The sequence below is a fragment of the Glaciecola nitratireducens FR1064 genome (assembly GCF_000226565.1).
GTDB lineage: Bacteria > Pseudomonadota > Gammaproteobacteria > Enterobacterales > Alteromonadaceae > Glaciecola > Glaciecola nitratireducens.
In genome coordinates this window covers 489,294-503,682 of sequence record NC_016041.1, presented here as the reverse complement: position 1 = coordinate 503,682, position 14,389 = coordinate 489,294, and the positions used below count along the sequence as shown (strand labels likewise).

The 14,389-nt window shown below is 43.7% G+C and carries 11 protein-coding genes; 5 read left to right on the top strand and 6 right to left on the bottom strand.

What is annotated here, in order from left to right; translation table 11 throughout:
• Positions 1–29 precede the first annotated feature (29 nt).
• From GNIT_RS02135 to rimK, 3 genes are read right to left on the bottom strand one after another with little or no spacing between them, the layout of a single operon-like run.
• A complete protein-coding gene (locus tag GNIT_RS02135) occupies positions 30–461 on the bottom strand; it encodes an ATP-dependent zinc protease family protein (RefSeq protein ID WP_014107482.1) in 432 nt (143 codons plus the stop codon).
• Positions 462–505: 44 nt separating this feature from the next.
• A complete protein-coding gene (locus GNIT_RS02130; protein ID WP_014107481.1) occupies positions 506–1,531 on the bottom strand; it encodes a succinylglutamate desuccinylase/aspartoacylase family protein in 1,026 nt (341 codons plus the stop codon).
• A 2-nt stretch (positions 1,532–1,533) separates the two neighbouring features.
• The gene (rimK, locus tag GNIT_RS02125) at positions 1,534–2,439 is read right to left on the bottom strand and encodes a 30S ribosomal protein S6--L-glutamate ligase (protein WP_014107480.1); all 906 of its coding nucleotides are present in this window, start codon (positions 2,437–2,439) and stop codon (positions 1,534–1,536) included.
• Positions 2,440–2,612: 173 nt separating this feature from the next.
• Between rimK and GNIT_RS02120 the strand changes: the two genes are divergently transcribed.
• On the top strand, positions 2,613–3,272 hold the full coding sequence (locus GNIT_RS02120; protein ID WP_014107479.1) for a mechanosensitive ion channel domain-containing protein: 660 nt from the start codon (positions 2,613–2,615) through the stop codon (positions 3,270–3,272).
• On the opposite strand, the gene GNIT_RS02115 is transcribed toward GNIT_RS02120, so the two are convergent.
• The gene (locus GNIT_RS02115; protein WP_041246266.1) at positions 3,194–3,742 is read right to left on the bottom strand and encodes a DUF3087 domain-containing protein; all 549 of its coding nucleotides are present in this window, start codon (positions 3,740–3,742) and stop codon (positions 3,194–3,196) included. The genes GNIT_RS02120 and GNIT_RS02115 overlap by 79 nt on opposite strands.
• A gap of 224 nt (positions 3,743–3,966) precedes the next feature.
• Here GNIT_RS02115 and GNIT_RS02110 point away from each other — a divergent pair, with 224 nt between their 5' ends.
• The 3 genes from GNIT_RS02110 (at position 3,967) to GNIT_RS02100 (ending at position 7,972) form a co-directional block, all read left to right on the top strand.
• On the top strand, positions 3,967–4,650 hold the full coding sequence (locus GNIT_RS02110; RefSeq protein ID WP_041246265.1) for an ABC transporter ATP-binding protein: 684 nt from the start codon (positions 3,967–3,969) through the stop codon (positions 4,648–4,650).
• On the top strand, positions 4,634–7,174 hold the full coding sequence (locus tag GNIT_RS02105) for an ABC transporter permease (RefSeq protein WP_014107477.1): 2,541 nt from the start codon (positions 4,634–4,636) through the stop codon (positions 7,172–7,174). The genes GNIT_RS02110 and GNIT_RS02105 overlap by 17 nt, the downstream gene beginning before the upstream one ends.
• A 396-nt stretch (positions 7,175–7,570) precedes the next feature.
• Entirely contained in the window at positions 7,571–7,972 is a 402-nt protein-coding gene (locus tag GNIT_RS02100; protein WP_148261680.1) for a CBS domain-containing protein, read from the top strand.
• Between the two features lie 52 nt (positions 7,973–8,024).
• On the opposite strand, the gene parC is transcribed toward GNIT_RS02100, so the two are convergent.
• Entirely contained in the window at positions 8,025–10,355 is a 2,331-nt protein-coding gene (gene parC / locus GNIT_RS02095) for a DNA topoisomerase IV subunit A (protein WP_014107475.1), read from the bottom strand.
• A gap of 178 nt (positions 10,356–10,533) precedes the next feature.
• Between parC and GNIT_RS02090 the strand changes: the two genes are divergently transcribed.
• On the top strand, positions 10,534–13,662 hold the full coding sequence (locus tag GNIT_RS02090) for a hybrid sensor histidine kinase/response regulator (protein ID WP_014107474.1): 3,129 nt from the start codon (positions 10,534–10,536) through the stop codon (positions 13,660–13,662).
• Positions 13,663–13,664: 2 nt separating this feature from the next.
• On the opposite strand, the gene GNIT_RS02085 is transcribed toward GNIT_RS02090, so the two are convergent.
• Complete coding sequence (locus GNIT_RS02085) at positions 13,665–14,363, bottom strand: DUF2982 domain-containing protein (protein ID WP_014107473.1); 699 nt, start codon at positions 14,361–14,363, stop codon at positions 13,665–13,667.
• Positions 14,364–14,389: the final 26 nt, after the last annotated feature.

The window sequence follows — 14,389 nt, the reverse complement described above, 5'->3', positions numbered from 1 at the left end:
ATGCAAGCTTAAGTGCCTGCACTCGTTTATTAAGTCTTGTTCAGCAAATATTCTAGCTCTGGATCCACAATGAACCTGCCGGCCATTGCTTCACGTCCAAATAACATCAAGTAAGTCATTTCGGAGCGATCCGTCAGCGTCAATTGAATTTGCCAGCGCTCACCGGCCATCACGATATCTGTTTCAATGACATAGCGGCGCTGCCTTGTGGCCGTTGAACTTTTTACTTTGCGCTGACCTGCTACTTTAGCTTCGCAGCGGATCAGCTTTTTCACATCATGAATATCTGGGTGAATATCAAACTTTATCCAAGTGTCTTCGCCAACATCAATTTCTTCAATATTATCGACATGCAAAGATGACGTGGTAGCGCCTGTATCGACTCGAACATGGAGGCCTTTGATACCTAGTTCAGGGAGGTCGCATTGTTCCAAATTTCCAACCGTAAGCTTCTTTTTCATTTTACACTTCTCAATAATAAAGGTTAACCATTTGTATTGGTTACCTAATCAGACGAATCAATTATATCCAAGTTGTCTTGCAACAATTCGACATGCTCAGCGACTTCAATGGGTTTTTTAAAGTATGCAATATGATAAATCGCCTCGCCCTCTTGCGCTAGGGGTATGTTTTGCTTACCTATGACCACACCCGTGCTTGGGGAGTCAATCGTACCTAACTGCTCACCGAAAGGGTTAGAGATAACTGCAAGTAAATCCCCCTTCACGACGTGGTCACCCAACTGCGCTTTGTGCATAACAAAGCCGCTTTCGTTTGCTCTAACCCAGCCGCTTTGTCTTGCTACGAATGGCTTAATGCTGTGTCCTACCGACTTAGTTTTATTCAACATGCCGACGTGACGCATCACTTTTATAATACCTTTTACACCGGCTGCAATTGAGAATTCATCATAGCGCAAAGCTTCGCCCGCTTCGTAAAGTAGTACCTTAGCACCTTCATCTGCTGCAGCTTGGCGCAATGAGCCGTCACGGATATCAGCGTTCAACAACACCGGTACGCCAAACGCCTCGGCCATTTCCAATGTTGCAGGGTCGTCCAAGTTAGCGCGTATTTGCGGTAAATTAGAACGATGTATAGCCCCTGTATGCAAGTCGATACCATAATCACACTTGCTAACGATTTCATCCAAAAATAAACGCGCAATACGTCCTGCAAGCGAGCCCTTTTTACTACCTGGGAAGCAGCGATTCAAATCTCTGCGGTCGGGTAAATAACGACTTTGATTGAGAACGCCGTACACATTCACCATCGGTATCGCTATAAGTGTGCCTCTGAGGTTTTTTATTGCACGCGCCTTTATTAGACGACTAACAATCTCAATACCGTTTAGTTCATCACCATGAATTGCAGCACTGACAAACAAAGTGGGTCCAGGCCTTTTACCGTGTAGTACAAAGACGGGAATACCCATAGTAGTAGCGGTATACAAAGGAGGCATCAGCAGCAACAAACGCTTTTGTTCGCCAGGTTTAATGACTTCCCCGCCAATTACAAAGTTTTGGCGCTTCATGCTTAGCCTTTACCTTTGGTTTTTGTTTTGTTCGGTGTTGCTGTGTTGGCAATGAATTCGATGATCATGCCAGCAATGTCTTTTCCAGTGGCAGTTTCAATCCCTTCTAATCCGGGCGAAGAATTCACTTCCATCACCATTGGACCATTTTTTGAGCGCAGAATGTCAACGCCACACATATTTAAACCCATGGTTTTTGCAGCATCTACGGCTGTTTTTCTTTCTGCGGGCGACAAGCGAACTAAGCTGGCTGAACCGCCTCGGTGCAAGTTCGAACGAAATTCGCCCGGCGCGCCTTGACGCTTCATCGCAGCAATCACTTTGCCACCGACAACCAAGCAGCGAATGTCCGCACCACCAGCTTCTTCTATATATTCTTGGACCAAGATACTCGCATTTAGCCCCATGAATGCCTCAATAATAGCTTCAGCAGTTTTAGCAGTATCGGCTAATACCACACCAATACCTTGAGTACCCTCAAGCAATTTAATAACAACAGGCGCGCCGCCTACGTTTTTAATTAAGTCGTCAATTCTATCTGGGTGATTGGCAAATCCTGTTCTCGGCATACCGATACCCTTGCGAGACAGTAACTGCAGTGAGCGTAATTTATCTCTTGAGCGACTGATCGCAACAGACTCATTGATTGAATACGTCCCCATCATTTCGAACTGACGAACGACAGAGGTGCCATAAAAGGTAACCGATGCACCAATTCGAGGGATTACTGCATCATAGCGTGGTAATGCTTTACCTTTGTAGCGCACCGAAGGGCGGCTGCTCGTTACATCCATGTAGCAATGCATTGTATCGATAACATCGACTTCGTGACCTAGTTTCTCACCCGCTTCAACAAATCTTTTAGTAGAATAAAGCTTAGGATTCCGCGACAAAATTGCGATTTTCATATTTTTCCTTGGTAACATATATAGCGCCACTATATATCGTTAAAAATTATATTTGCATACTTTTATTTGGTTTATTTATCTAATTTGATAATACTTTCACTGATGAATCATACTAAAATACGAACACAATATCGAATGGCCAGCTATCTTCTCACTCCCTACTGGAAAACTTAATGTCCGACTTACCGATTATTTCAAATTTTATTACTTGGATGGACAAGTACTACATCACCCTATTATGGTCCGGCGGCGTTATATTGCTGCATATCATTATTGTAAAATGGACCTTGCCGAAGATAAGAAAAGGCGTGAAGATTAGTAAGCTCAGCGAAGAAAGCGCGCTAAAGGCGTTTAATATCATGCGTATTATTATTGGCACGATGACGCTAGCCGCATTATTCCTAGTTTGGGGTATCGACTTCTCGGGGTTGTTACTGGTTTCAACTTCACTGATTACCATTACAGGTGTTGCTTTATTTGCTAACTGGTCTTTGCTCAGCAATATTACGGCCTACTTTATCTTGTTATTTCAACCTTCATACAGCCGCGGCAACTTCATTCGGGTATTCGAGGGTGACAACTTTGTTGAAGGAACAATAGCCGATGTAAACTTGTTTAATATCAAGCTTATTACCGATGAAGAAGAAATCATAATGTATCCTAACAACCTGTTACTAACTCGTTTGACGATGCTCAATCCAAGAAGACGGTTGCAAGGGTTTGGCAAGTTACTACCGACCGTTTCTTTAGAAAATTACAAGGATGATATTCTCGATGATAGAGCAAACAACGAAGATTTAGGCCGAATCAAAGAAGAAAAGGCGAATAGATAAAGAGAAAGCGTTAAGTTATACTTCACGACCAAGCTATCAAGCGCTGCTTGATCGACATCTAGCTGGTCCATAATTATGGTGTTATCGTCCAACTGCCATAACAGGCGTGAGCCTGCGTAACTGTAGTTAATCGCAAGCATTGCATCTATATCTCCCTCTTGCGCAGCCGCTTTTAATTTCAACATTCTTCGGTTTATTCTATTGAGCGCTTTTTTTAGCTCCCATACATATGCAACTTCAGTCATGAAGTTGTGAGACTTGTACTTATTAAGCATTAGGCCGATGATTAAGCTTGTAACAATGACCCCCGTCAAATTCCAGTGAAAATGGCTGCCGCTTTCGTCAGGAAAGAGTGCAATTAAAGTCTGCGAAATGCCCAAGCTTCCAATAAGTAAAGCAGCCACACAGGCAACGATGACATAGTTCAAATGGCGGCGATAACGTTCTTTATTAATCTTAATGAGTTGCATAACAGCCTAAAAAGTGGACGTGAAGGAATAAAAGAATGGTCATTGTAACGAAACATTGCACTTAACAAGTAACTATCTTACTTGTTTTCATTTTCATATTAGGATTGCCGCCCCAAATGTGACCGTGAATTAATGGTTAAACTACGATATGTTGGTCTGACTTAGGGTTTTTAGCGTATGTTAAATTGATTTAAAACAAAAGACTGTGCTGGCAGGAGGATAAGTTGATACAGGTTTCCAACCTTACGATGGAGTATGGCCAAGAAGAAGCGCCGTTGCGTGTTCTCGATAATTTGAACTTTAATATGGAACGCGGCGATACCGTTGCAATTGTGGGCCCTTCAGGTTCAGGAAAAACGACACTACTGCAACTTCTAGCTGCGCTGGAGCAACCCACACAAGGCAAGATTAACCTAGACAGTCAAACGCTATCAGCACTATCCCCTGATGAACTAGCTGACTTTAGACGCGACAATATGGGCATTGTTTTCCAATCCTTTCATCTAATAGACAGTTTAAGCGCACTCGCGAATGCGGCGCTGCCTTTAGATATCGCAGGCAAGCCCAATGCTACACAGCTAGCTAAAACCATGCTTGACCGTGTGGGGCTGAAAGACAGAGTTCAGCATTACCCACAACAACTATCTGGCGGCGAGCAACAGCGTGTTGCCATCGCACGCGCACTTGTGCATCAACCTAGACTCATTCTCGCCGACGAACCCACCGGCAACTTAGATGAGAAAACCGGTAAGCGCGTTGCCGACTTGTTGTTTGAACTACACGCTCAATCGCAATCGACCCTAGTAATTGTTACCCATGATATGCGCCTAGCTAAGCGCTGCAAAAGGCTATTTTGGCTAGAATCTGGCAAACTTCGTGTTGAGGAAAATAGTGAACTTTCAGTGTAAATTTGCCTGGCGCGACTTATTACAAAGTCTGAAGCGCCTTTGGTTATTCTGTGCTTGCCTAGTGTTTGGTGTGTGCTTGGTGATGGCTGCGGCAAGCCTCTACCAAATGCTCGACAGAGTATTGCTTTCAGACACTCGCGCACTCATGGGCGGCGACGTCGAGATTGAATCGAGCGAGCCGATTAATCAAGAAGTCTTAAATTGGATAGCGAAAACTGGAGACATTTCGCTAACCCGTGAACTCGCCACTATGATGAGTACCGAAGACGGTGAGTTCGCCTTGGTCGAACTATTAAGCGCAGATGCTGCTTACCCGCTTTATGGTGAACTTAAGCTACAGCCAACTCAAACGTTGAGCAACACGTTGGCGAGTAAGGACGGTCTGTGGGGTATCGCTATCGATCCCGTTCTAGCAGAGCGCTCAAAACTAAGCGTCGGAGATACGGTCTACATTGGCGATTTAGCAATTATTGTAAGAGCGTTGATATTAGAACAACCCGACCGACGGCTCAACGCGAGCTGGCGGGGCACGCCTGTTTTAATTTCAGAAGAAGCCATGGACGCATCTGGCTTACTGCGCCCCGGTAGTCGCGTTGAACATGAATATCGCATCCGAACCACAGTAGACGCACAAACGTGGGAAGCTAATTTTGTTGCCCAATTCCCCAATACAGAATGGGAAATTCAAACATTTGAGGATAGAAGTGAACGCGTCGCCGAACGTTTATCCCAAGTTGCTTCTGGTTTACTTATTGTTGCGTTTAGCACCCTGTTCATTGGTGGCCTAGGTATATTTAACAGTATTTCTGTTTATTTACAAAGCAAGCGCGAAACCATTGCCACACTAAAAGCATGTGGTTTAAGAGATTCACGTATTGGGCAAGTTTTTATTATACAAATTGCTATTTTGGCGGCGCTCTCCGGTTTAATTGGCGTACTCATTGGTAGTGTTTTGGCGTTATTGGGCAGTGAAATTTTAGCCCAAGACTTGCCGCTTGCCATACAAAGCACCGATATGCTGATCGCAGCGATAGCCGCTTGGTTCTTTGGTATCGTTACCGCGTTTACCTTTGCGCTTCCCGCGCTTGGGCGCGCCTTGCAAATAGATGTTGCACATTTATTTCGAGCAAATGAGCTAAGCGGACACGCAATCTCACCACGCTGGCGCTTCGCCAGTTACTTTTTTGCGGTCTTGCTTAGCGGACTCGTATTAATCGCGATTCCAAACGTGTTTTTTGGTCTTGCATTTGTTGTCACCGTGCTCATTTGTTTGGCCTTTTTTGAAGGCGTAGTGCACGCGCTTCGCTGGCTTTCCCGCACCATGGAGCAGCGCCCTTGGTTAGCCAGTCATGCAGCAACACGTTTGGCCCTGGCGAATATGCATCGCCCCGGCACGCCACTTCGTATTACCCTTCTTTCTTTAGGCACAGCGCTTACCCTCTTGGTTGCATGCACGGTTATTGTAGTTTCCTTGCTTCGCCTAGTAGAGACCACTATCCCAGAAGAATCGCCGGCGTTAGTGCTCTATGATGTACTGGATGATCAAAAGGACGCAGTCAACAAAGTTGCAGGAAACTTCAATAGTGTGACAAAACTGACGCTTTCGCCAATGGTGCGCGGCAGAGTATCAGGCATCAACGATACGCTTATTCGCGATATCACCGATCCTGAGGTTGATTGGCAAGACATGGCGCGTGACGAGCATAAATTGAGTTACTTGTCGGGCAATATAGACGGCATCACCATTGTTGACGGCGCAATTTGGGATGCAACGATCACGCAAAACATAAGTAAAAATGAGAACCTCGACTTCGCCTTCATTATGGAAGACCGTGAAGCCGACCAAATGCAGCTAGAGCCAGGTGATGAGGTACAGTTCACGATAGTGGGAATAGAAAGAACCGGATTACTCACCGGCATTTACAGCCAAAAAGGTATACAAACCCGTTTTTGGTTTGAAGCCATATTCTCAGACGGCGCTCTTGATGACTTTATTAACGCCTATGTTGGCACTGCCTATATGGACGACCAACAAGCATTAGCGCTGCAAACCGAACTAGCGCGAAACTATCCAAACATCATTACCGTTCGCACAAAAGATCTTATAGATTCAGCAAGCGATTTACTTAACAAGGGGACCAACGGTCTTAGTGTCATCTCTTTCATCAGCTTAATAGTTAGTTTGATGGTGCTTGCCAGCGTGATGGCGGCAGGCAGAAGCAAGCAGAGCTATCATGCCATTATTCTCTACTGTATTGGCGCGCGGATATCCTATATTCGCAGGGCAATTGCGATTGAATATACGCTTTTGGCAACCGTCGTCAGTGCATTCTCAATAACACTTGGGCTCACAATTGCTGCCCTGGTACTTCAAGTTCGACTGAAAGTATTTGAATGGGATGTTTACTGGCTTGGTGTTGCTGTTGCGCTACTATCATCGGCTATTGTGTTTGGCTTGGGCGCCTTGTATTTGTTCCAGAAATTGAAGCTACAGCCGGCACGATTACTCAGGGAAGGAAGTTAGGGAAAGTAAAGCATCTCATTATCAAGCTTGGCGTCTGAGTTATGAAAAAAGCCGCTGAACAGGCTTATTGCTAAGTTAAAAAACTCTTTATCTTTTTGGTACATGGAGAGATCCTTGCCGGCGCATAGAGCTGTTCGCTTAAGCAATATATCCCACTCGTCGTCTTTGCGAAGGCAAAGATCTCCCAAAAAATCCTTTATTTTTGAACAGATAGAGGTAGCATCAGGGAGATTCTTGCCTTCGCAAGAAAGACGGGTGCTTAAACGAACAGTATTATGTCGTCGCAAGAAAGACGGGTGCTTAAACAAACAGTATTATGTCGTCGCAAGGATGACGTAAGATGTATCAATAATCTATGTAAATGCGGGTAGAACACATTTGAAAATTGAAGATTTAATGTCGAAAAACGTGATCACGGTGCATATCGACGACAGGTTAATAAAAGTAAAAGAATTGTTTGAGAAGAATTCATTCCATCACCTCATGGTAATCAATGATAAAGGTGAACTGGCCGCTGTTATTTCCGATCGAGACTACACGAAAGCAATTCACCCTAACATCGACAAGCCTTCTGCAACGGTCAAAGACCTAGCAACATTAAATAAGCGAGTGCATCAGATAGTTAAAAGGGAAGCTGTTGTTATTGCTGAACATGCCTCCCTTAAAGCGGTCATACAGATGTTTTATGAAAATAAAATCTCTTGTTTGCCTGTAGTTGATAGCAATAAGCGTCCGGTTGGCGTTATTAGCTGGCGTGATATTTTAAAGTGGCTGTACGAAAAAGCGAACAAGCAGTAAGGACAAAGCTTATCGCTTGATGTCCTTACGCTCCCAGACTGCCCTACATCTGCTATTCGTTAGTTGGTGTTCCGTTGCTGCTTGAGTCTTCACCAGGAACATCGTCCGCTAATGGCTCAACGGCGGCTTTCCCTGACTCTATTTCAACTGAGTCTACACGCTGCAGTCCACGAGGTAGCTTATTCCCTCTGCGACCACGTTCGCCTTGATAATGAGTTAAGTCGCTTGAAGTTAACGTCATGCCGCGCTTGCCAGCAAACACCTTAATATCTGCACCTTCAGGCACAACGGTTAACACCGTTAAGTATTCTTCTCGCGTTTTTGCCTTAGCTGAAGGAATGTTCATTAACTTATTCCCCTTCCCTTTACCTAATACCGGCAAATCTTTCAATGGGAACAACAGCATTCTTCCTTCGTTAGATATACACAAACACCAGTCGGTTTTCACATCAGTTACTGGTTGAGGGCGAATAACTTTTGCTGCGCTTGGCAAAGAAACAAAGGCTTTTCCTGCCTTAGCTTTACTTAACATATCAGAAAATTGACCGACAAAACCGTAGCCGGCATCAGAACCAAACAGGTATTGCTTATCGTCAGCCGCCATTACAACGTGTTCAATATTTTCCCCGCCAACAATGCTAAAGCGCCCGGTTAACGGTTCACCCTGGCTTCTTGCGGAAGGTAATGCATGCGCATCGCACGAGAATGCACGACCCGATGAGTCTATGAAGGCAACAAGTTGTGTACTGCGGCCTTTGGCGCTGCACAGAAATTTATCGCCTGATTTATAACTCAGGCCTTCAACATCAATATCATGCCCTTTCGCACATCGAGCCCAGCCTTTATCAGATACAACGACCGTTACAGGCTCAGAAGGAACAAGTTCTTTCTCAGATATCGCTTTCGATTCTGTGCGTTCAACAATGGGGCTGCGACGATCATCACCGTAAGTTTCTGCATCAGCTAAGATTTCTTTCTTAATCAATGTTTTCAAGCGTCGTTCAGAGCCCAGAAGGAGCTGCAGACCATCACGCTCTTTAGCTAGTTCTTCTTGCTCGCCCTTTATCTTAAACTCTTCAAGCTTTGCCAAATGGCGTAGCTTTAATTCTAGGATAGCTTCGGCTTGCGTATCAGTCAGCCCAAAACGCTCCATTAACACCGGCTTTGGTTTTTCTTCTGTTCGAATAATGTGAATAATTTCATCAATATTCAGAAACGCGATGAGTAAACCTTCTAAGATATGCAGGCGTGCTAATATTTTGTCTAATCGATATTGTAAACGACGCGTTACCGTGTCCTTTCTAAATACCAACCATTCATTAAGAATAGAGCGCAGGTCTTTTACCTGTGGGCGACCATCAAGACCGATCATGTTGATATTGACACGATAACTTTTTTCTAAATCGGTTGTTGCAAACAAGTGTTGCATCAACTGATGAATATCAACGCGATTGGAGCGAGGTGTAATTAATAAGCGCGTTGGATTTTCGTGATCAGACTCGTCGCGTAAGTCGCTAATCATTGGCAGCTTCTTGGCCTGCATTTGTCCAGCAATCTGTTCCAACACCTTACCACCTGAGGCTTGGTGCGGTAGCGCAGTAACGATAATATCGCCAGCTTCTTCATGATAAACGGCGCGCATTTTAATTGAACCGCGACCGGTTTCGTAAATTTTTTGTATTTCACTGCGCGGAGTAATTATTTCAGCGTCAGTTGGGTAATCAGGACCCTGCACGTGCTCAAGCAGTTCACTCAGTTCAGCACGGCTATTATCGAGTAATAAAGCACACGCATTGGCAATTTCGCGCACATTGTGGGGAGGTACGTCGGTAGCCATACCAACAGCGATACCGGTGATGCCATTCAGCAAGATATGCGGTAAGCGAGCGGGTAACACTTTGGGTTCGTCTAGCGTGCCGTCAAAGTTTGGTTGCCAGTCTGCTGTGCCCTGTCCTAACTCCGTTAGTAAAACTTCACTAAACTTACTTAGGCGCGATTCGGTATAACGCATCGCCGCGAAAGACTTAGGGTCATCTGGTGCACCCCAGTTGCCTTGCCCATCAACCAATGGGTAGCGATATGAAAACGGCTGCGCCATTAACACCATGGCTTCATAACAAGCAGAGTCGCCATGTGGATGAAACTTACCTAATACATCACCCACTGTTCTAGCAGATTTTTTATATTTAGCATTATTGCTTAGCCCAAGTTCGGACATTGCGTAAATAATTCGTCGCTGCACAGGCTTGAGTCCATCACCGATGTGCGGCAATGCTCGGTCCATGATGACGTACATGGAATAGTTGAGATAGGCGTCTTCAGTAAACCGACTTAAAGGTAATTGTTCAATACCGTCGGTATTAATGGTTATTTCATTGCTCATGATTGACTTTTATTTATTCTTATTGGATAAAATCAAAAAACTGCAGTGCTGCTAAACCGTTGTTGAGCTAACACGCTGTACATATGATGCCGCAGAATCTATATTAGCACCATGTTATATTATTTTCGCTTTCAGCATAACAATTCTTGTGTTTAAACTAATAAAAATACGTGCGTTAGTGGCATTAACTCTATTTCTTTTAGTGTTTTTTGCGCACGCCATCGAAACGGTCAAATTAACAAACGATTCAACTAATTTAAATATTTCATCAACGCTTGCCGTATATCCTCAAGAAGGCCGAGCATTATCATTTGACGAATTCAAATTAAGTCGCACTAACCTGTCATACCAAAATTACAAAATTCCTAACTACGGATTTAACCCAGCCGGCGTTTGGCTGTATGGCGAAGTCGCCAACTTTTCCAAGGGCAATAATTGGGTTCTCAATGTTAATTTCTCCCAACTCGATCAGGTTGATTTTTACCTAGTTTCTAATGGCGAAGTACTCGACGCAGTGAGCGGCGGACGCGATCAGAGTAAACATTTTTATCGCACGCCCACTTTCAGCGTCACACTTGACACTGAGCACACGTATCAGCTCTACTTATTCGTCAAAGCTAAGCGCATACCTATTATCGCTCCAGTTCGTATTATGAGCGAGCAGCAGCATCAGCAAGAGACTCTTTTGGATTACTTGATTTGGGGCGTTTTTTACGGCGCTCTGCTTGTCATTGCGCTCTACTGCATCGCTGTCTTGTTCGACAAAGGGGAAGTCAGCGCGTTTATGCTATTTACCCTCGTTTGTCTCGTATTTCTTTGGCAGATGGTATGGAGTGGGCATGTTCAACTTCTGCCAAAACAATGGCACGCATTAAGTATTTTCCACAGCCTAGACCTTTTATTACCCTTAGTTTGCGCTTCTGCAACGTTGTTCACTCTCACCTTTTTACCAAAACCCAAGATATTTAGCACCATTCATTTAGCGTTGAAGCTATTGTTTATCGTGCTTATTATCACTTTTGTCATCATTTTATTTGCTTGGTTTAGCGAATTTACCCGAGCTCTGCTTATCCGCGTTATCGGTTTTGTCACCCTGCTTTTGAATATTTTATTCACAATAAAAAGTATCCGCCATTCGTTTTCGCCCGCTAAAACAGTCTTGGCAGGTTGGCTAATATTAGCTTTAGGTTCAATTATTAGTTCATTGTTTGTTGCGGGACAATTACCGGTCAATTCGTTTACCACCTATGTGTTTCAATCCGCATTGTTAGGGCTAACCTTATGCTTTGTTTTAGCCATCATTTTAAAAGTCAGATTTAGCCTCGAACAAGAAGTTCTACAGGCATCTAGCGACGCTGAAAATAATTTTCTTCTTATTGAAGAACAGAATGTTCACTTAGACATTGCACGCAGAGAAGCAGTAAAAGCGAGTGCTGTAAAAAGCCAGTTTTTAGCAAACATGTCGCATGAAATTCGAACACCATTAAATGCGATTATTGGCTTCAGCAATGAATTAGAGGGTAAAACTAACGACTCTGAACGAGATGAACATGTGCGGATTATAAACAGTGCCGCATCAGATCTCCTGATGATTGTTAATGACATTCTCGACTTTTCAAAAATGGAAGCAGGAAAACTTACTCTAAATCAAAAACCTTTCTCACCGCGCGACGCATTCGAAGATATTGCCAGCTTAATGGCGAAATCTGCGCAATTAAAAAAGCTAGAGTTTTTGCTTGATATCAACACCCTTCCAGCAGTGCTAATAGGAGACAGTTTTAAGCTTAAACAACTCCTGAACAACTTGCTCAGCAATGCATTAAAGTTTACTAACTATGGACAGATAACGCTGCGCGCAAAATCATTTAAATTTAGCGACGACGAATACATGCTCAGTGTTGAAGTCGAAGACACAGGCATAGGTATAAACGATAGCGATAAGAAAAAACTATTTAAACCGTTCAATCAACTTGATGACGAGTTGAATCGGTCTTTCCAAGGCACGGGCTTAGGTTTGGTCATATGCCAAGAATTAACATTCTTAATGAAAGGAAGTATTGAGGTTAAGAGCCGTTATTCTCAAGGTAGTAAATTCACAGTTAACCTGCCATTTAAATCCGTCAACAGTCAATTAAGTCTTGGGTTACAGGAACGTTTCCAAGCGAAAACAGTTGCTATTTATGACCCTATGCCCGAAAGCCGCAAGATAACGTGCAAACTCCTTAAAAGCATTGGTTTTATAACATTTAGCTATGATTCAATAGCCGCATTTGACAAAAATGAAACGTCATTCGACTATATCTTTGCTTCATTACCCATGCGAGATATCACAGCTAGAACGAGCGTTATCAAACGAGTGTTAAAACGAGAGTGCAAAAAAACAGTATTCATGTTTTCTGGCCCACCACCAGAGCAGCATCTTACAAACAACGCCCACAATAAACCCGTTATCCTGCGTTCACCTCTAACTTTGAAGTATATAAATGACCTAAATACCGTTCAAATTGAACAGGCTGAGCAAGGAAGTAAATCTGGACAAAAATCGCTTCCCCCAGCGAGGATACTAGCAACCGACGACATGCCGTTAAACTTAAAACTACTTGATACCTGGCTTAAAGATTCACCCGTTACACTCGATACAGCTACCTGCGGCGAGGACGCCGTTGAATTATGTAAACAAAACGAGTATGACCTCATATTAATGGATATTCAGATGCCCAATATGGATGGATTGCAAGCGACCAAACATATACGACGAACTGAACTCAATATGGGGACGCCAATCGTTGCTGTTACCGCACATGCATTTCCAGAAGAGAAAGAAAGATTTTTATCCTCAGGAATGGACGACTATTTACCGAAGCCTATTGATTTGGATAACTTAATTAAGCTAATACAAAGCTGGTGCCAAGGGGCTGAATTTGTCGAACCTAAAAACGCAGCCATTAATTGGCAACTTGCGGTAAATAAGGCACATGGTAATAAAGATGCTGCGAGGGAGTTTCTAGCCGAGTTTGTCGCGCTGCTGCCGAAGAGTATGTTTGATATTGAGTTGCATTGGCAAAAGCAAGATTTTGAATCATTGCAAGAGTGTGTCCATAAGCTTCACGGTGTTAGCGCCTATACTGGCGCCACGGGTCTTCAAAAAGCATGCTACGAAACGGAAAGTAATTTAAAGCGCAAGCAACATCAGCCATTAAAAACACTGATTTCCATCCTTTTACTGGAAGCTGAAGCAATCATTGAACAGTGGCAAACTGTTCAGAAAGAAGTAGAAGCAGGCGACGCGAAAGACAAGAAAATATAACGCTAAGCCTTAGCTTTTGCCGCAGCGGCTTGGCAATCTTTTATCAGAGCAATAAACTGCATGGCTTCTCTATCAATTTCATTACTAGAGATAAAAACGTCATAACCCAATTGGTTGCGCAGTTTATTCATCCGGTTGCCAAACATAGCGGATATACCTTTAATACCCTCACCACTGGCACGCACAAACTTGTCGTCCTCAATCATATCAGAGCCATAACATTGCCCTGATGTGCAGTTAGCGTCACGATTTTGCATAGTCAACGGCCGTTGCTCCATCAACAGGTAGGTGATAAGGCGCGGCGATATTTCATCGAGGAAAACGTCGGCATCGCGCAATCTAAAGCCAATCATTTCAAGCTCTACCTGCTCTATCCCCTTGGTTATGCGGGGGACGTCAACGCGTTGAATATTTTCCCATGAAATTCGCCACTTCCCGCGTCGATGATAGTAAATAATATGTTCGCGCGTTAACTCTAGGCTGTGCTTAGGCTCTTTCAATTTAAACCAACCGATGATCAGACCTACAATACCGCCACTGATAACAAAAACACCGGGAAGAAAAAATAGTTTAGGTAATGAAATACACGCAAGCGCACCCAATAATATCAGACCAGACCCGATTAAAATTGAGGTCAAGCCATTGTGAGTTGATGCTGCTTTGATAAAAATCGATTCGGATTCGAACTTAGTTCCAGACATATAAATAAAATACCAACATAATTAAG

What these genes read in the sequence shown, in the direction of transcription:
- parC (WP_014107475.1), bottom strand. Translation starts at nt 10,355, where the DNA reads ATGAGCAATGAAATAACCATTAATACCGACGGTATTGAACAATTACCT.
- GNIT_RS02115 (WP_041246266.1), bottom strand. Translation starts at nt 3,742, where the DNA reads ATGCAACTCATTAAGATTAATAAAGAACGTTATCGCCGCCATTTGAAC.
- GNIT_RS02135 (WP_014107482.1), bottom strand. Translation starts at nt 461, where the DNA reads ATGAAAAAGAAGCTTACGGTTGGAAATTTGGAACAATGCGACCTCCCT.
- GNIT_RS02120 (WP_014107479.1), top strand. Translation starts at nt 2,613, where the DNA reads ATGTCCGACTTACCGATTATTTCAAATTTTATTACTTGGATGGACAAG.
- GNIT_RS02085 (WP_014107473.1), bottom strand. Translation starts at nt 14,363, where the DNA reads ATGTCTGGAACTAAGTTCGAATCCGAATCGATTTTTATCAAAGCAGCA.
- GNIT_RS02130 (WP_014107481.1), bottom strand. Translation starts at nt 1,531, where the DNA reads ATGAAGCGCCAAAACTTTGTAATTGGCGGGGAAGTCATTAAACCTGGC.
- rimK (WP_014107480.1), bottom strand. Translation starts at nt 2,439, where the DNA reads ATGAAAATCGCAATTTTGTCGCGGAATCCTAAGCTTTATTCTACTAAA.
- GNIT_RS02100 (WP_148261680.1), top strand. Translation starts at nt 7,571, where the DNA reads ATGTCGAAAAACGTGATCACGGTGCATATCGACGACAGGTTAATAAAA.